Below are 18097 nucleotides of genomic sequence, written 5' to 3' on the forward strand. Positions count from 1 at the left end.
CTTACCTGTATGCTCAAGGAGATATAAAAGAACCCACACGACTACACGATGACCCAAAAATCAGAACTAGTGAGAAAATCTTTCATAGCCTCAGAAGCATGACAATAACAATTACTGTTACCGAGATAAAGTTTCTGAACGGCGCTGTGTGGATATTGCCTGTATTGTATGATAAAAAATTATAGGAAATCGCTTAACGGTACAATCTCAGCGAAATATTGATGGCCGCTCTTCTCATGGTGAATGCGGGCATGGCATTCAAAGCGGGTCCATACCATCCTGAAACCCAGCAGAACAAAAAAAATTCTAATTCACTCATGCTGATGCCCTTCGGGATATTGCAAAAACGGCTTCTTTCAGCGTTATTTGCTTGCGATAAGCCCAATCAACAACTGTCATCCAGACAAGTCCCAGCAAGGCAGTTCCTCCTGCAGCCAGAATTCCTGAGGTAATCCAGCCCATGGGACCAAAAAAATTGTTAACCTCTGCAATGAGACCTGTTGCACTTTTTGCAATCATATATCCCCCGCCACCTGCCACGACGAGAAGTATCCCCGATTTGCCGAGAATTTCAAGAATGCTATGCTCAGAGATCCTCTCGCTAAAGTACTCCTCGTAAATTATTGTGCACATGACGATATCGGTTGCGATCAGGGCAATCTGTGACGGAATTTCTGCGCCTGGTTTTGGCACGCCACCAACGACAATATTACCCGCAGAAAATTCTGCAATCTTCAGCAATGTCTTTCTGCGTTTTTTCCACAAGCTTTTTGACATGAGAAATTCTCCGTAAGTTTAAATAGGTGTTAGTTAAAGTTATAAGTAACCCTTCAAGGATTGTGAATAAAAATCATAACAATTTAGTTTTTTGAAAAAAAGTAGCGCCGATCCCTCCCCGGTCGTGGTCGAGGACAAGCGTGGTCTGCCTGTGTGGGGGACTTCGTCGTGAGTCTTCGGCGTGAGCTCAGACGAACGCTCAATCGAACGATGAACCACCCGCGCTACGTATTTTATTTTATACCTATTGCGTATAAAATATACGAATTTTTCAAAAAACTAAATTGTTACTGAAAATCAAACACTATTTCCAGAAATATTAAATCATTATCAGCATGCCTTCGAGCTACGACAAATATTATTAACAATATTCTCGCATCAGAGAATCTGTCAATACCAATATGTATGACTTTGTTGATTAATTAACAAGATCATACATAGGCTTTAATTTAAATGTGTCCACTCAATGGACCAGATTGTGTTCCTTACAAATAGTTTTTGTCTCCTTTTTATTCCATTTCCCCTGCGGTTCCCGGGCAAAAATATATTTATCTGATTCAACAGATTAGAGAGAAATCTCTTCAGGTTACTTTTTTCGTTTGTTGGTTCAAAGAATGCATAGCTTTGAAATACAATAATCCTGGCATTCAATGTGTCAGCAATTTCCGAGTTGGCCTGGTTGAGAAAGCCCATTGACGAATTCCCCAACGGCCTCATGGTGATGGTCGAGGACAAGACGTTGCGCATAAATCGCCTTACCCTGCCGGACCAGAGCGGTCAACCCTTCCTGATGATCGCCGATTTCTCAAAGCAGACGCAGATTTCTGTTTTGTGAGGAACGACATGATGGCAGGGATCAATGGAAGTCGGAGGTGATGCCTATCCACACCTCGCCGGCCGCAAGAACGCCTTTCTGATCTTTCAAAACGATTTTCTGACGGATCTTTGGGACAAAGATCCGTTTATCCCTTCCCAGTTCGGTCTTCTGAGTTTTCTCCTGAAGCTCGATGGAAATCTTGTACTGCCGCCCGGTTTCCTTTTCAATGCCCGCGACAACACTGTCGACTTCGTATTTCGTCACCCGGACTTTTTCCCACACGAAGGGAACATTCCCTGCTGATAGAAACCGTTTCTCCAATTGCTCCAGAAGGTCCTCGCACCTGTCGATATCCCGGGCTTCCTGCAACAACCCCGCCTGCATGGGGACAACGGTCGTTGTCCAGCCCCCATCCAAAGGTTCGGATGTGACGGCCAGAAGGCTTTCAATTCTGTATGCACGGATAAAGCTCTTGGCACGGGGCTCAAACTGGTCGGCTTCGGGACATGCTATAAACCCGCTGCTTAAGCCCGTGTGCCTACTGTAGAGAAGTGATATCTGGAGGGAGCCCGTGGTTTTTGAAAATAATTCAATGAACCATCCGGCGCTGTTATGCGTGAGTCGAGCCTGATCGACCATCCACTCCCCGATGATTTTCGGATCCGGATGCTGGGTGTGTGCCCGAAGGATGTAATATCCCTCCAGCCCATTGACTTCTTTGGCAGGGAAATAGACATAGAGTTCTCTGCGATTTTGAACATCTTCATGAGCTTTGATTTCTTCGATCAGGACGGTGTTGCCATCCCGATTCATTAAAGCGGTCGTGACTTCCTCAACGATCTTCTGTTCACCGATGCATCCCCATGTTTCTTTTGTAAAAACAACGTAGCCTTGCGAGGGAGGAATAACCACAGCGTTTGCTCCGTGAAGGTAAGTTGTCCCGTTAACCATTATAGCCACAACAAAAAGAACGGCTACGGCCAGATGTTTGAGAGTCTCTGATGGTTCCATTAAAATTCATTCAAAGGCCACCAGCCGTGCGGGCCGGTGGCCCTGGTAAGTTATTCTTTCACCGAGGTGGGTGTGATACCCTGACTGCCTTCAGCACAAGGACCTGTTGTAATGTGTCCCTCAGCGCACCCGGCCATGACAGCGCGGGAAACGGCTTCACCTTCAGGTCGCTTCCACATTGTAAAAGAACCCGAGTAGCCAGAATAATTTCTCCAGGTGCCCTCTATCGAATCACAGGTTGCCAGAGCCGTCCGGTACTTGAACCAGAGGGTACACCCGTCATTTCCATTCTGGTAGTTAGGGTTGGTTGCAGTAAAATTGAGTTTGGAGGGCGACATGGTGTACGTCCCACGCACATTCCACACACCACAACCACCTGTATCCACCGTACCGGATACTTTCTTTCCTTCAAGGGTGAGATTGTACACATAACCATAGACGTCATCCCAGGTACCCGTAATGTCCAGATTCGCGCATGCCTTTGCCTCTATGGTGTAATCAACGCCTGCACTGCCGCCGCCTACGATTACTCCCACCCTTGACAGCTTTCCAGGCTTGAACGTGGTGAGATAGACCTCTTTGGTATTCGTACCGTCAGTGATCTTCTTTTTTAAAGAGCTGCTGATATCGACGAAGGATGAGTTGACGCCTGCTCCGTCGACGGTAATCTGCAGATTGTTCAGGTCCTGGTCTGTGGTGTCAAGGTTGAACTCGTAGTAATCGGCTCCATAGCTGCTCACGTTGCCTGCATCCGTGTAAAGGGAGGTGCTGTCAATGTCAACACTCGTTCTCGGGACCAGCACCAGCGGGCCGTAGACAACGTCGCAGCTTGTCTTCGTCTTCTTGTTCTCGACATAGGAATAGACACCGGCGCCGCCGAGGTCTTTGATGTAATTCGTCTTCGACCATTCCACGATGAATTTGTCAAAGCCTATGCCCAGCCTGTCGTTTACCACGGTATCCAGAGCAGCCTTGGCGTCCTTGCCGTTCGTCTCATAGGTGGACCACACTTTCTTAATTGCCAGATAGGTGCACCTGCGTTCCAGGTAAATCCAGAGATGACAGGCATTATAGCTCCTTCCCTCGATTAATGCCAGGTCGGGTACGTTCAGACCCTCATTCATTCTGCCCATATAGTCCCTTACCCCTCTGTTTGTAAACGCCTGCGACCAGCTCGCCGTGGCCTCGACAATCCATTTCATGTTTGGAGTACCGCTGACGTATCCAAACGCATATTGAACTCTATGCCAGAGTTCGTGGGCTGGCGTGGTCTTCCGCTTACAGGCATTGTTGACGACCTGCTTGCTGTTCAGGTTTATATAATTCCAAAAAGAAGAGGTCTCGCCGTAAAGTCCGTCTCCAAGGTCGTAGACTTTTATGTCAACCATCTGGGTCGCCCCATCTATATAGTGTTGAGGCGTCTTGAATTTGGTCGAGTAGGTTTTCCAGTAAGTATTCAGGTTTGACGCCAGGCTCTTGACGGCGTCAAGGGTTACATTGTTGTTTGGGTCGGCGTCATTATCGGTATAGAAGATTTTGAAATGACCGTTCGTGTAGGTCTCTTAGGCAGGGCGGGCACTGCTGCTAAGATAATGGATTCAACCTCAGCCCTGGTGGCATCTGAGATAGTCGGGTTTTGAAGAGATGCAAAGAGAACTCCCACTTGATACTCGCGACAGCCATCTTCGTCTTTTGCAGGCTTGCCGAGCAAATGTCTCTTTCCCTGGGGCAGATACAGTTCCTGTGCCAGCGCAATGATTCCCTGGTCGGTTGTCCTAATGTCAGGGTTGTTGCTAAACTGGGCGGTGAACGCCTCCTGAGACAGTGTAGGCAGGCGAATACCTTTTGCCCTGGTGAATTCGTAAGCACCGGCAGGGGGTAGAGAGAATGAGAGAACCAAAATCAACGCCATCATCGAAAAGAAAATACACACGCATCTTTTCATAAGACCCTCCTCCTTATAATTCAGTTATTAGATAACTTCGGTGTCTAATTTGACCTGTTCATGTCTTCGGAAGCCTACCTTATCACACTCCTAAAATTTTGTCTAGAAGAATTTTTAACACGTATTATATATCAGAACATATCTTGAAAATAATTGAAAATCTGTGTAATCTAAGCAATCTATAGTCCCTCGTGTCTTATCGGTGAATGCAAGTATTCTCGTTGTAATCTTTTTTCATGACCCATTGTGTCAATTCATAGCCAACAAGTAACCATCCAAATCACAGAAGACTTCTTCGGGCAAGTGCTGCAAGCCATTTATGGCGGGTTGCAGGAAATTGACCTTCAGGATGTTACCTTTATCGATCCTTATGGTATGGTTGGCCTCCTTGAGACGGGAGAACTTCTCAAGTCCATTGGTATCCAAAAGACCCTTTATCTCCCTAAATCGGAAGACGTTATTAAATATCTTGAGAGGATGAACTTCTTCAGATTTATTAACAATTATTTCACCCTTGTGCCGCCTCGACCTCCGATATCAGAAAGATATTTGAGGAGTCCACACTCGGACGTTTTGCTTGAAATCACACCTATAGAAAAGTCGGACGATATCCATTTTATTGTTGGGAAGGTAAAAGACCGTGCCCATGCAATTCTTGAAAAGCATCTCCATTACGATGAAAGGGCAATTAACGGTTTTATTGTGGCACTTTCTGAGACATGTCAAAACATTATTGAGCATAGTGAAAATAAGGGATTCGTAGGCATCCAGAAATATCATTTTCAGAATTTGAATAAGAACGTGGTAAAAATTGCCGTTATGGACCTCGGAATAGGCTTTAGAATGTCCTTGTCAGAGAGGTTTTCGTTGGAAAATGACATTGAAGCCATAGAAAAGGCATTGCTTCACGGGGTATCACGACATGCAGAAAAGGGGCGGGGTCACGGTCTTGCTGCCGTGAGGCGATTTGTCAATCAATGGAATGGCAAGCTTTCCATCCGTTCAGGTACCGCAAAACTTTCGATAATACCTGCATGGGCACGGGGTAGGGAAAAAATACTCCATCTCCCCCACTTCCCCGGCACCCAGATTAATATACTCTTACCTGAGGTTTAGCTTCGAATCGATATAAGACGCGATCGTATTAAGATACGTCAGAACTTGCAATTTATAGTAAATGTAATAAGTATACATTGCGAAGGCGACAGCCCGAAGCAATCTCCAGTGCCTGGATTGTTTCGCTTCGCTCGCAATGACAACTTCCTTTTTGCGTTCACTATAGTATTCCTTTCGGTATTCTACTCGGAATTACAATCAATTCATCATAGTATTAACAGTAGGCACTAAAATGCCAGTAACAAAACCTGGAATAAGTGTTCCAAAGGAATTTCTTTATGAAACAGATAAGATATCACAAGAATTGAAAAAGAATCGAAGCGAAGTTATTAGAGAGGCAATCACAATAATGATCAATAATTATAAAAAACAGCAGGTTGTCGAACATGCAGAAAAGATTTATAAAGAGATTGCTGAAGACGGCAGGCGTCTCGCAGAAGATTTTATGAGTATCTGTGAAAAACCTGTTGTGAAATGCAAAGCAGGAAGGAAGACCCGGAATACCTGCATGGGCATGAGAAAAAGAAAAAGCCATCAGTCTCGCCAGACTGAGAATCATCCATGTAAAGAAAACACTCCATTTTATGAAAACATTACGGTAGTCAACGACAAAAGAAAGTTGCCATTCCTGCAAAAACAGAAATCCAGTATTTTACACTAATTTTCATTTTCCATTTGACACAATTGATTTCAACGATACAATTCAATTGATTCTATTGAACAAATTCGATTCCTTCGGAAATTAATATTTTGATAAATACGTGTAGCTGTAAAATGCCGGTTGACTATCCATTTATAAAGACGTGATAGCGCCTCAAAAAAGTATTATGTCATTTTCAGCACCTATTTTTACGCCGCTATGGTCATGCCTTTCGGTTTGCCTCCGGGATAGGCGCAAGGCCTATCCCACCTTGTTTTTTTCCAGCTCGTTCGGAGAGCGTATAGCTCTTTTATCTCTATAACCCTGTAGTCATGGAGGACTTTCAGGCATGAAGAACAATCATGAAAAAGAGGCGTTAGAAAACCATTTTCATGAGATACTGGAAAAATTTGAAAAATACTACAATGATCCAGATCAGCACCACAAGATTTTTACAGAACTTGGATTTGCCTACCTAGGTGACAGTTGCGACGGCTTTTGCCCTGAATGTGAACAAAAGTCAGATTGTGAGGTCTATGAAGATTTGAAGGACGAATGGGAAGGACTTTATCGGAATAATTGATACTGACAGCTTAAAATTAAGCAAATTGACAAATAAAACAACGTAAAGATAGTTTATACGATGTTGAATGAGCACAGCGAATTGAGAAAAGGGAGAACCGGGGGGAAATGATAAATCCAAAATATGGAAGGGTACTATTGACGACAATATTCGCAAAGTTCGATGTGGAAAAGATGTCGGACGAAGAAATTATCAACACTTTTAATAACATGGGAATACACATAAATCTTGACGAATTTGTAAGAAAAATATTTTTCACCCGTTTTAAATACCCTGTAAATCCTCCATGTCAAGAGGTACGAGGGTATATTTCAAATTTGTAAACTGAGGTTTTATGGATAAGGAATTTTTAGAGAAATTAAATTCTGTAACAGAGTGGAAACAGGTAGATGAAAAGGGTGAACAGATGAAATTCGCCCTATCATTTTCAAATGAAGGAGAGGGTCTTGTTAAGATAGAAACGGCTAAAGGTGGTTTTGTTTACAAACTAAAGCAGTTGAATGAGCTGTTTTCGCCAGGGAATGATAAGACTCCTGTAATAGTTTGGAAAGATCAGCGTTATATGCCTCTTCTTTATACCATAGAACGGGCAATAAAAAAGGTTTATGAGGAATGTTCTTATCGGTTAACTGACTCAGACGTTATTCCGGCGCTCAAGGCATTAGCCGTTAAGTCTGAATCAGTGAGTAAAAATAGTATCTCAAAGTCCATTAATCAGGAACTCCGGTTACAATTGAGTACCAACGATTTTTCAAGGCAAGAAGTAAAGATGGCAATCCGCAGGATACTCAATTCTGCGGAACGCCATAATAAGCACAGGGGTTTGAGGGGTTATTTAGACTTTATCGTGAAATGTGTACCCTAAGGTTTACCCATGACCACCTATAATCTTTATAAACTCCTCAAAGAAGAACTGAAGAATGGCTCAAATGACCTTGTCACACGACAATCGGGTCAAATTATCAGGGACCGTATCGAGTACGACATTGCCCAAAAGGAGAACGGCTCAGTTATTACCCTGGATTTCTCGAAGATTGGGATCATTGATTATTCCTGCGCTGACGAAATCGTAGCAAAGTCCATATCACGGCTTCTTGGGGATGAATACGGAGATAAATATATTGTCCTGTCCGGCCTCAATGAAAATCAGAAGGAAAACATCGAGGTCGCCCTTGAAAGAAAAGACCTTGCCGTTATGGCGGAGATGCGGGATGGGAAATATGTCCTTCTCGGCAACCTGAATAATTACCTCAAGGAAACATTACATCTCATTCTCAAAAAGGGAAGAATCACCGCTAAGGAACTCGCTGATACTATGAAACTGAAGCCAAACACAAGCGGAACAAGACTTTTGAATCTCTATAAGAAACGCCTTATAAAAAGAATAGATGAAAAGGTGCCGGGTGGTAAGGTATGGGTATATGAAAGAATATAACTATAATATTCTGGAAATTTAGATTAGAACGAATGACCCGACATCAGTTCCTGCCGTAATAAGTAGCCCTCGAGAAATCGGAATTCGCCACCTTTTAGCCTACCTCTATAAGGTCATTCTGGGAGATCTTCACCATTTTCTGCCGCCCACTGCAACTTCAATGCGCCCGACCCAAATGACAAGCGTTCAAATCAGAGATCGGGATTAAACGGAAGACTTGACTCTGAAACCATGGGGCCGCTGATGCTCACAGACCCGGCCCATCGCTCTTTCAGCGGAAGCTCGGGTGGTGCATCTTCGGCATCATCAATCTCCAAGAGTGACCCGCCAATCGTACTCAGTTTGGTTACCCCGCCCAGTTTGAATTGTCCGGCCTTAACGCCCTGCGTGTACTTGCTTCCCGTAAAAACAAGTAACAGACGCACCGTGACATCGTCAGGGATTACCCATTGAGCCGAACCTATGAATTTCAAATCAGAACCGGCGAAATACGTAATATCTACGTCATTGAAAAATAGTTTCCATTCACCTGTCTCGTCGTCTTTTATATAGACATCGGCAGCAAGGACATGATTGTCACCGTCCCAGTTTGTGATGTGAACATAAGCAATTCCCATTGCTTGAGAAACGGGGGCTGCCGGCTTAGGCTTGACACCAATGCCGTCAAAATGATAGGTCGTCCCCGTTAATTTAACCTTAAACCACGTATTAGCCCAATCTGCCAGATTAGGGTATTCCCCTTTACCCTCCGCACGGGCTGTGCCGAGAGTAAAATACGTCACGAAAACTGCAATCATCAAAACACCTATGGACAATCTCTGAGTTTTCATCAAGCGCCTCCTGATTTAAAATTTTTGAAATTCCTCAATTCAATGCCCTGTTTCAGCGCGTTCCTTCACGCACCGTTGTTCAACGGCTTCAACCTGATCAATTTTTTATATTATCAAAGATTTACTGCAAAGTCAATCCAACCATTTTAGTCTCTTAAATTTTTCCAGACAATATCAGAAGAAAACAAGTTTGGAGAGGAAAGCTATGGAAATCAACAAAAATGTATGAAACAGCGGTCGGCAATTCGGTTGCATAAAAAGGTGCGTATTCACAAGATATTTCTGTTGATACAAAGGAGACGTGAATGGCATCGATAAATGGCTTTGTAGATGCAAAGAATTGGGAACAAAGGTCTCAAAGATCGCAGCCGAACGATCGGCGCTATCTTTTTCAAAAGGCTACTGAGTTAATAATCGGTTCTCGTTTCCGTTCATAAATAACTGTAAACAGTAGTTGCGGTAGTACCTCTGTTTTTATCGTAAATTCTTCTGTCCTGCGCTTGCAAAGGTACTTCACTGCATCTATTGTTTTTTTATGATTTCAATCGCTGCACCCATTTCAATATTTCCTGCTACATAGGAAACCGTGCCGGTATGGTCAGGACAATAACAGTATCCTCCGGGAATTGGCCATTCAATACAGGGACACCGCGGGTCAATCCTCGGATCGAAATTAATATAACACCATGTTGGTTTTGCTGTAGCGCCCAGGCCCACGCCATGTACCACTTGCTGAAAGTCATTTTCCGCACTATCGCCTTTTCCCCTGTTACTCAAAGGTTCTACAACTAAATAGACAATCACTACAAGTACCAAACTAAGGAGAACTCCTAAAAACACGCATGGTTTTTTATTCATTTCTCACCATGAATTCTGTCCAGAATATCACGCAGGGACAGGATGGACTTTTCTGCTGCTTCCAATCGTTCCTGGAGGTCAAGAATTGCCTCTTCGGTAACAAAGGCACTGCTGCCATAGCCCATCGTGCTCACGGCATGGAGAATATCGAGGGTGCTCACAACGCCAATAACCTGTTCTTTGTCCTGAATGATGACACGGTGAATCTTCTTGTCATACATGATTTTTGCAAGACGGTCTATCGTATCTTCTGCCTGTGCGGTAATAACATGGGATGTCATAATGTCTTTTACTAAAGCTTTTCCAAAATTTTTCGTTTCTAATAGCTTATCCAAATCTTTTTTTAATTTTCCGTTGGTATCGCTATAAAACGATTTCTTCGCAACACTCCCCCGTTTTTTACTTGTCTTCTCGTCATATTCAACAATATCCGTCTTTGAAACAACCCCAACAAGCCTTCCTCTTTTTTCCACGACGGGCGCCCCAGTAATGTGGTTTTTGACAAGTATTTTTATAAGATCATTAATGGGGGTTTCCGGATGCACACAAACCACCTTTTCTGTCATTAGATCTTTCGCAACAAATTTATACGTAGCCACAACCGTCTCCTCCTATATGTTGGTGTTTCATTTTCTAAATTTCACGGATCTGCGAAGATTATATTGCTAAAAGAAAATAGTTGCATCCCGAAAATATCAAGAAAAAATATAGAATTCTCATTCTATTTTGTTATCTTCCTTCTTGCTCAACCTCTGTAACAGAACATAAGTATTTTTAAAGAATTTCTTGTCATCGGGATGCCGACTGAGGTAATTATTCAGACATCGGAACGCCTCATCGTAGTTCTTCTGTGCAATATAATTATCTATAAGTAAAATGACAGGGCGGTTATCATCGGGACTACACATTAACGCACATTGACAGTTCTTGCACGACTCTTCATATTTCATATCATTGTTCGCATTGCGTGCCTTATATAGAAATATCTCAGCAATCAGTTCTTCATCCTTCATGATTCTTTTTTGATCATTATACAGGTCCATTTCTTTTACGATGCCATCGCTATGGGTATGCTCATAGTAGCGTGTCTGCCCGTCAAACACCAGCATGTTATAAATATGTCCGGGGATAAAGACGCTTTTCATGTCAACACCAAAGTGGCGGCATACCGTGGTAAACCGGATTGCATAGGAGAGACAGTTTCCTACCTTGAGATTCAGGGTGTCACGGAAATCGTAACAATCGTTGTATGTCCCTTCATTGGTATTCGACTGAAGCCAGCCAAAGATTATATCCGCCTTCTTTAATGGATCGCTTATTGAATTGGCATCTGTTTCCTGCTTAATCCTGGAGATAAGGATATCGATCTTTGCCAGATAGGCATTCATTTTTTTATTCGAATCAACACCCGAAGCAATAAGACACGCCTGTTCAAAGGGCATGTCTAACGTTCCGTCCTGGATATCATTCATTAACAATACTTCAAGGGATCTATTTTCTTTTGTACTGCCTTCCCGTCTCTGAGCAGATTGGCAGCCCACCAAGAAGATACAAACTATGATGAAAAATCCTTCGATCAATAGAAAATATTTCACAATCCACCACACCCTGTCTTTAATTTCGGCAAGTAATTTTCCCTGTCTCAATAGTTTTTCTCTAAAGATCGCATTGGAGACTGCTTCAAACATCGTTTTGTATGAACGGGAAGAAAAACAACGGGCAAAAACAGGGATTGAAGAAATGACGCTCTTCTCTCTTACAGATTTGCACAAAGGAAAATGGAACTTATCCAAAGCATCTGAAAAGACATTTTTCAGATGCCGGCATTTATGCAGAATCTGTTTTATAAGGGTTTCCTTGAACAAACAAACAGATTCCAGAGACTTCTCACGCTATTTGAATTTATCCTTCACAAAAGAAGGGATATTTTTCATGTATTGATTTATCAACTCGCTGGTAATTTCAGTAGCGCCCTTCTGAATAGCAAAGTCTTCGATTGACTTCCTTGCCCTGCCCCGGACAAATACAGGCGCCTTTTCTATACGACGCTTTGCATCCTCTGTCCATACCGGTATTGTTGAAGTTTCTTCTTTTACCTTGTCTCCTGCGGTCTTAAGATACGCCTGAAATTTGGTAATAATACCTTCGTTCTTAACTGTTCGTTCTTCGAGAAACGCCTTAATGTTATCAATGACCTCTTTTTTCCGCACATTCTTTAACTTCTCCTTAGCCTTGTCCCAAGCATCCATCCGGAGTTCGTCAAACCCAATGTTCTTAATGCGTTTCGAAGCGAGCTGCATAGACTCATCCCTTATTTCGGATAGGAATTTTGAGGTAATTTCTTTATAGCCGTGTTGTCGTGCTTTTTTTTGCATAAGCTTGTAAATGCCAGGCCGTACAAAGTCCGGGGCATTTCCCACCCGCTTCCAAGCCTCCTCACTCCAGGGGATTTCTTCGTCTTGCGACGGCTCCTCTCCGCCCTTATCTTCCCCCATCAAAGGGGGAGGGTGTTTATTCTCACCTGGGCCAGTGGATACCGTATCGTGCGAAGTCGAATGTATGTTGAATTCTATTTCCGGCCTCTTCATAATTTTGCCAATAAATACTTCCCCTCCCCTGACGGGTGGAGTTGAGGAGAGTGGGCTTTGAACCATTTCATCGTTTTTCATGGGAAATGCCGTTTTCTTATTCGATACCATCTCTTGACGCGCGGCCCTCATGACATCAACGGTCACTTCCGGATAATTATTTTTCGTTGCAAATCGTTCCACACCTTTGATAACCATGCCCCGCCCGAAAGAAGGAATCTGTTTCAGGATACCCTTGGCCTCAATACTCCATGCTAGTGTAAAATCTTCTTCTGTGCCAAAGATCTCTGATGTTGCCAGATGGATGACCTTGTTGCCATATTTCCCGGGAATATAGTCGCACCATGCATCCTCATCCATCTGATTTCCTGTGGTTGCCAACGCCCGGGCACGGCATCCTTTGCAGATATATTGAAACTCACACACGCCACACCTGCCATGAAGGCTGGCATCCCTCAAGATCTGAAAATCGGCGGTGCTTTTCCAGATTTCTGCAAAGCTTTTCTCTCTAACGTTCCCTGAAATATTTGGCATGTACGGACACGGCGTAACATCTCCTTCCGGCGTAATCCTGCAGTAGTGAGTACCCGCCGGGCAGCCACCCGCGTAAGCACGGATGAGCGGAGAGGAAGTATCTTGTTCGTACACAATCCTTCTGTAGTGCGGTGCACACTTTGCCCCCACCATCATCTTACCCTGATACTTCTTTTGAATCTCGTAAAGCTGGCGCAGCGCCTGATCGTACTGTTTCGGTGTAATATCCGTCAGGTCCTGCCCCTTGCCGGTACAGACCAAAAAGAACAGATTAAAGACCTTGGCGCCGAGCCTGTAAGAAAACTCGACAATGTCGGGAATTTCATGAAAATTTTCCCGGGTAACCGTCGTCTGAATCTGAAACTCGATACCCTGTCTGCGGCACGCCTCAATACCGTTCAGGGTGTCGTCCCAGGCATCAGGAATTCCCCTGAATTTATCGTGTCTTTCAGGCACAATGGAGTCAAGGCTGATGCCTATCCCCGTCACCCCGCTTTCTCTAAGTTTCCTGGCAATATCATCATCGATCAGATTACCGTTTGTCCCCAATACGACCATCATCCCTTTTTGGGAGGCGTGAGAGGCAAGATCGTAGATATCTTTCCTTAATAATGGCTCACCACCGGTAAGAATTAACAATAGATTTGGATTAAGCTCCGCCATTTGGTCTATGAGGCGGAATCCTTCCTGTGTGCTCAGTTCGCTGGCAGATTGCCGGGTTAATGCATTTGTATCAAGGTAACAATGGTTGCAGCGCAGATTGCAACGATAGGTCGTGTTCCAGGAGATCGCATAAGGTTTGTAATTCATAAAGTCCCTCTAAAGCCGTTTTCTAAAAATGATATATGATTACGATAAAAAAGACAACACATTTTATCCCTATCAATTTTCATTGTCTTTCTCTGTATTATACCCTTCGTCGGGCAGGCAAACCTCCAGGAAATTGTATCAAACCCTCAAGTTTCCGTAGCCATACGCGGAATATCCGGACAATAAAAATAACTTCTACAAGGAGAGTACAATTGTTTAAGGAATATTTTTCCAGAAAATTCGGTGGCCTCAATGACCTTTCTTTTTAGCTCTTATGCTAAAGGGCAAGCCTTTTATGATATCGATGTTGACATTGCAGTCTGTTTTAAGTCAGAAACAAATAGGCTGGAATGGGAGGAAGCCGTGGAGTAACCTGAAAAAACCGAAAATTTTGATAAATTCGTCAGGCTAATTTGTATTTTTCAGCTGAGATCGGAGATGGCGTATTCTGTATGAGCTGTTTAAGACGATAATCGATGATTAATTGGCCAATAAGTTTGTCGAGAATCTTACAATAGCCTTCACCGGCATCTGATTTTACCACACATTCATTAGGATCCGTCATTACATGCTTAGGTTATGCTCCGTCGCCGTAAGCCAGTCTGATGGCGAAATTGCCGTTATTAACAGCAGGATGTTTACCTTGATTACGGGAGTCTTTTTTGTACCGATGCCAAGGGAATTTTTTCGGAGTATCAGAGGAAAGCGCCAAAATGAAAAAGAAGATCGTTCGGCGTAAAAACCAGAGAAAGGACTGTATCTGCTTCATCTCTTTTTTTTATTCCTTTTCCATTTGAAAAGAAATTTCCCGTAAAAAAGAAATGCAACGATGATTAATGATGCCACGCTCACAATGAAGTAGGCGACTTCCATAATGTTGTTCTATTCTATAAATCTAACCATAACATCAAAGTTCGAATATCGCTTGATATATTGTTTTGATTCTATCAGTACCCAGGTAGCTATCAAGAAAATTTTTCATTGCAGACCCATAAGTATTGGTTTATTATTCTAAACGAGAGGTAAGTTGGTGAAGGTCTAATTAAACGTTTCTGTAAAGTTATAGAGATTCCAATTGTCGTGAACACGGCAGTCATCCGATGGCTTTTTTCAATGCAGATGCGTTCCCTGTAGATTCAAAAATACCGAATTCATTTCTATGAAACTGATCAGGAAGATACTTATCTATTCAGCCGTGGCGGTATTCATTATTATTTTCCTGGTGTGCACCGCATACGTATGCATTCCCGTTTTTCTTGAAAAAATACTGCTTCCCCGCCTTGCCGGGAGTATCGGATTTACCGATTCCACATGCGAGGTACGTAAATTCAGTCTGAATAAGCTCGATATGGCCTCTATCCGATGGGGAGAATCTGAAAATCCCTTTCTGTTGACGGACTCAATACGAATCGATTATTCTTTACCTGGTTTATTGAGGAGGCACATAAAAAAGATTATCGTTAGCGGAGTTGAAATCAGGGCTGAGTATAAAGACGGCAGCATCATGGTTCCCGGACTGGATTTGGAAAATATTTTTAAAAATCCTGCGGATGTGCAACCAGAAAACCCTGAGAATTCTCAGAAACAATGGTCACTTGTCAGTTTTGAAGAATTTGAAATCCGCAATGCTACACTGTTACTAACATCGGGAGATACCGATGTTAGAGTTCCATTTTGGATGAAGGCAATGCCTGTCACGGGAGATGGAAAAGATAACCCTGCAGGGCTTGCGATACAAATGGGGTTACATCTGAATTTCGCAGATTCACAAACAGCGCTGAATATTGCTGCACAGGCAGACATAAAATCAACGGTAAATTTTCACACAGGCGAGATCAGCATGAGACTTGCCTTTTCAGGGATGAATATAGCGTACCAGGGATGCCAAGTCCGGAATTCTCCGGGTGATTTACCCCTAATTATTGAACTGAGGAAAAAACAGGATGTCATTCATGCCAACGTTTCTCGATTTTATATCGCCTCACCTCTTCCTGTTGAAATGTCTACGAGCAGGGATGCTGATTGCCGTCTTCGCTTCTCTCGGAAAGGAATGGACGTTCAGGGCATAATACAGGTAGATTTTCAGAAAGAATTACAGGATACAGCTTCTGTATTTGGGCTAAAAGTGACGGATTCTGAATCAATTCCTGTAAGGTTTCGGGGACAAAAACGGGGAAATATTTGGCATTTTTGTTTGAATTCTGCACAGATGAAAAAACCACTGAAATTCCGCAGGCAAACAGAAACCGTCCGTTTTTATCCCGATTATTTTTCAATCAAAGGGAAAGGGGTAGACTCGCGGGGAGACGTGCGATTTGCAATGAAGCTGTCTGATGTTGCTTTTGATTCGGATGCTGTTCATGTGCGCAGCCCGAGTATGCTGATGTATGGCAATTTGGCAATAAATAGCGCCCGTAGCTATCTTACAAGAACCTTCGTGAAAATAACTGGCGCTGAATTCAAAAATGGGAGTTTGTATGCAGGAAAAATAGACGTAAAATTTCCATTTCAATGGCCATCTGCTCCGCGTGAAAAGGAATTGATTAAGGCAAAAAATAAAGGGGAGCGATACTTTACTATTACTAATGTAAAATATTATGGCATGGATATTGGAACCATTGCTTCAACGCCCTATCAGGATGGGATGGGTATCCGTTTTATAGGACAATACAAAGATCTGTTTCCGGAGTTTTCTCTCGATTTCTCCGGCAGGGCAGGAATAAGTCATGACGGTAATTTTTTAACAAATATTGATTTTAAAGCCTCTGAGCCAGACAAGGGTATAAAAATCGATCCGGGAAAATTTTCTCCTCAGTTGGCTGGGATATATTTTGACGGTGCTATTGATATGAACGGTAGTTGTCAGATAGCTGGCAGCACGGTAGCAGGCAATGCTCTGATATCAACTCGTGATTCAAAAATAGAAATCCCCAGTAAAAAAATGCTCCTCGAAGGTATTGATCTGGACCTGAAACTGCCGGATCTTTATCAATTTCACAGTGCGCCTGATCAGGTGTTGAAATTTAAACGATTTGCCTGGGGAGATATACAAATGAACGAGGGAGAGGTCTCGTTTCAGATAGAATCGTTATCATCTTTTTTTCTCAAAAAAAGCAGTTTCTCCTGGTGCGGAGGTCATGTGTATACGCATGGCTTGCAAATTCAATCCGGCAAAAGAGATCTCGATATCATCTGTTATTGTGACCGTCTCAAACTTGCAACACTGCTTCAACAATTTGATATAGCTCGTGCTGAAGGTGAGGGTGCAGTGAATGGGCGTATTCCCGTAAGTTATAGAGATGGAAAAATAAAAATCCTCGATGGTTTCCTTTATTCTACCCCGGGAGAGGGAGGTACAATCCGTTTTCACACGGATACCCTTCTGTCAGGGGCATCAGGCGTTCAGCAGAGTATTCAAATGCAAATTGCACAGGAGGCCCTGAAAAATTTTTCCTATGACTGGGCAAAGCTTTCATTACAAAGCAGAAACGAGGATCTTCTAATTAGTATGCAGATGGATGGAAGACCTGCCGGTCCGTTACCTTTTGGTTTCAGTAAAAAGTCCGGACTTGTAAAAATAGAACAGCCACGGGCCAATTTTCAGGGAATACATTTTAACATCAATTTTAAACTACCTCTGGACAAGATGCTCTATTATGGTTCAGGCTTCAGTGGACTCATGCACAACAAATGATTTCTGAAAAATACTTACCACTGAGGAGCTAAGCATGGTATAGTATTATAATTCGATTGTATAGGAATTTTTACTTTATTTAAGCGGGTTACGGGGTGGCGCTGACAAACTTTGCTTGCCAGGGTGATATATTCCAAATCCGTGTGTATAATCAAACAGCATGGACAAACAAGTTTGTCCATGCCACCCGATAACCAAAAACATAACTGAATACATAGGAATTTCAATCTATTGAATATCCGCTAGAAAGAAGGGATGTAGGGGTGTGTAAGACACGGAAACACACCGCCCCGGTCCATAAGTAGATCAACCGTCCCCGGTAGACAATATCATGCAAGTTGGGCGCTTGTTCTACCAATAAAAGGGGGCTATGAAGTCGCTGCCAAAGGGCTGATTAATTATCTACCTAAATCCTGCAAACAAGGCGAAGCCTTGTTGCAGGATTAGGCCAGAAATGGT

21 protein-coding genes are annotated in these 18097 nt (G+C 43.1%); 11 read left to right on the forward strand and 10 right to left on the reverse strand.

Translation table 11 applies throughout. The features are described from left to right. A partial coding sequence (locus tag BIY37_RS13850) for a hypothetical protein (protein WP_230402436.1) occupies positions 1–185 on the forward strand: 185 nt, incomplete at its 5' end. Positions 186–315: 130 nt separating this feature from the next. On the opposite strand, the gene BIY37_RS04490 is transcribed toward BIY37_RS13850, so the two are convergent. Next, on the reverse strand, positions 316–777 hold the full coding sequence (locus BIY37_RS04490; protein ID WP_070066638.1) for a hypothetical protein: 462 nt from the start codon (positions 775–777) through the stop codon (positions 316–318). A gap of 670 nt (positions 778–1447) precedes the next feature. Here BIY37_RS04490 and BIY37_RS13405 point away from each other — a divergent pair. Then, a complete protein-coding gene (locus BIY37_RS13405; RefSeq protein ID WP_179129286.1) occupies positions 1448–1612 on the forward strand; it encodes a hypothetical protein in 165 nt (54 codons plus the stop codon). Between the two features lie 21 nt (positions 1613–1633). Here the strand turns inward: BIY37_RS13405 and BIY37_RS04500 are convergent, their stop codons facing one another. From BIY37_RS04500 to BIY37_RS04510, 3 genes are all read right to left on the reverse strand, one after another. Beyond that, positions 1634–2605 (reverse strand): hypothetical protein, encoded by a 972-nt coding sequence (locus tag BIY37_RS04500; protein WP_070066640.1) that lies wholly within the window; start codon positions 2603–2605, stop codon positions 1634–1636. A gap of 50 nt (positions 2606–2655) precedes the next feature. Next, positions 2656–3738 carry a hypothetical protein gene (locus tag BIY37_RS04505; protein ID WP_143299169.1) on the reverse strand — a complete coding sequence of 361 codons (1083 nt, stop codon included), beginning with the start codon at positions 3736–3738 and terminating at the stop codon, positions 2656–2658. A gap of 359 nt (positions 3739–4097) precedes the next feature. After that, positions 4098–4550 (reverse strand): hypothetical protein, encoded by a 453-nt coding sequence (locus BIY37_RS04510; RefSeq protein ID WP_070066642.1) that lies wholly within the window; start codon positions 4548–4550, stop codon positions 4098–4100. Between the two features lie 246 nt (positions 4551–4796). On the opposite strand from BIY37_RS04510, the gene BIY37_RS04515 reads away from it, so the two are divergent. The 5 genes from BIY37_RS04515 to BIY37_RS04540 all read left to right on the forward strand — a co-directional run bounded on the left by BIY37_RS04515 (position 4797) and on the right by BIY37_RS04540 (position 8324). Then, the gene (locus BIY37_RS04515) at positions 4797–5666 is read left to right on the forward strand and encodes an ATP-binding protein (protein ID WP_143299170.1); all 870 of its coding nucleotides are present in this window, start codon (positions 4797–4799) and stop codon (positions 5664–5666) included. 232 nt (positions 5667–5898) lie between these two features. Then, positions 5899–6327, forward strand: coding sequence for a CopG family ribbon-helix-helix protein (locus BIY37_RS04520; protein ID WP_070066644.1), 429 nt, complete (start codon positions 5899–5901; stop codon positions 6325–6327). A gap of 328 nt (positions 6328–6655) precedes the next feature. Further along, positions 6656–6889, forward strand: a complete 234-nt coding sequence (locus BIY37_RS04525) for a hypothetical protein (RefSeq protein WP_070066645.1) — start codon at positions 6656–6658, stop codon at positions 6887–6889. A 334-nt stretch (positions 6890–7223) separates the two neighbouring features. Continuing rightward, positions 7224–7754 (forward strand): hypothetical protein, encoded by a 531-nt coding sequence (locus BIY37_RS04535; protein WP_070066647.1) that lies wholly within the window; start codon positions 7224–7226, stop codon positions 7752–7754. A 9-nt stretch (positions 7755–7763) separates the two neighbouring features. Beyond that, positions 7764–8324, forward strand: coding sequence for a hypothetical protein (locus BIY37_RS04540; protein WP_070066648.1), 561 nt, complete (start codon positions 7764–7766; stop codon positions 8322–8324). Between the two features lie 191 nt (positions 8325–8515). Here the strand turns inward: BIY37_RS04540 and BIY37_RS04545 are convergent, their stop codons facing one another. Further along, complete coding sequence (locus BIY37_RS04545) at positions 8516–9154, reverse strand: hypothetical protein (RefSeq protein WP_070066649.1); 639 nt, start codon at positions 9152–9154, stop codon at positions 8516–8518. Positions 9155–9459: 305 nt separating this feature from the next. On the opposite strand from BIY37_RS04545, the gene BIY37_RS14035 reads away from it, so the two are divergent. Then, positions 9460–9591: a hypothetical protein gene (locus BIY37_RS14035; RefSeq protein WP_261340833.1), complete on the forward strand. Its 132-nt coding sequence runs from the start codon at positions 9460–9462 to the stop codon at positions 9589–9591. An 85-nt stretch (positions 9592–9676) separates the two neighbouring features. Here the strand turns inward: BIY37_RS14035 and BIY37_RS04550 are convergent, their stop codons facing one another. The 4 genes from BIY37_RS04550 to BIY37_RS04565 form a co-directional block, all read right to left on the reverse strand. Beyond that, positions 9677–9970 (reverse strand): hypothetical protein, encoded by a 294-nt coding sequence (locus tag BIY37_RS04550; RefSeq protein ID WP_143299171.1) that lies wholly within the window; start codon positions 9968–9970, stop codon positions 9677–9679. Between the two features lie 38 nt (positions 9971–10008). Beyond that, positions 10009–10611: a CBS domain-containing protein gene (locus BIY37_RS04555; protein WP_070066651.1), complete on the reverse strand. Its 603-nt coding sequence runs from the start codon at positions 10609–10611 to the stop codon at positions 10009–10011. A 117-nt stretch (positions 10612–10728) separates the two neighbouring features. Next, the gene (locus BIY37_RS04560) at positions 10729–11877 is read right to left on the reverse strand and encodes a transglutaminase-like domain-containing protein (protein WP_070066652.1); all 1149 of its coding nucleotides are present in this window, start codon (positions 11875–11877) and stop codon (positions 10729–10731) included. A 27-nt stretch (positions 11878–11904) separates the two neighbouring features. Beyond that, positions 11905–13944, reverse strand: a complete 2040-nt coding sequence (locus tag BIY37_RS04565) for a radical SAM/SPASM domain-containing protein (RefSeq protein WP_070066653.1) — start codon at positions 13942–13944, stop codon at positions 11905–11907. A gap of 225 nt (positions 13945–14169) precedes the next feature. Here BIY37_RS04565 and BIY37_RS14275 point away from each other — a divergent pair, with 225 nt between their 5' ends. Then, a complete protein-coding gene (locus tag BIY37_RS14275; protein WP_420886181.1) occupies positions 14170–14316 on the forward strand; it encodes a nucleotidyltransferase domain-containing protein in 147 nt (48 codons plus the stop codon). Between the two features lie 31 nt (positions 14317–14347). Here BIY37_RS14275 and BIY37_RS13410 read toward each other — a convergent pair whose 3' ends face one another. Continuing rightward, positions 14348–14509, reverse strand: coding sequence for a hypothetical protein (locus tag BIY37_RS13410; protein ID WP_179129287.1), 162 nt, complete (start codon positions 14507–14509; stop codon positions 14348–14350). 3 nt (positions 14510–14512) lie between these two features. Between BIY37_RS13410 and BIY37_RS13855 the strand changes: the two genes are divergently transcribed. Together BIY37_RS13855 and BIY37_RS04575 are read left to right on the forward strand one after the other, a co-directional pair. Next, entirely contained in the window at positions 14513–14683 is a 171-nt protein-coding gene (locus BIY37_RS13855) for a hypothetical protein (RefSeq protein ID WP_230402437.1), read from the forward strand. A gap of 420 nt (positions 14684–15103) precedes the next feature. After that, complete coding sequence (locus tag BIY37_RS04575; RefSeq protein WP_070066655.1) at positions 15104–17638, forward strand: intermembrane phospholipid transport protein YdbH family protein; 2535 nt, start codon at positions 15104–15106, stop codon at positions 17636–17638. Positions 17639–18097 lie beyond the last annotated feature (459 nt).

It is taken from the genome of Candidatus Brocadia sapporoensis (assembly GCF_001753675.2).
Lineage (GTDB): Bacteria > Planctomycetota > Brocadiia > Brocadiales > Brocadiaceae > Brocadia > Brocadia sapporoensis.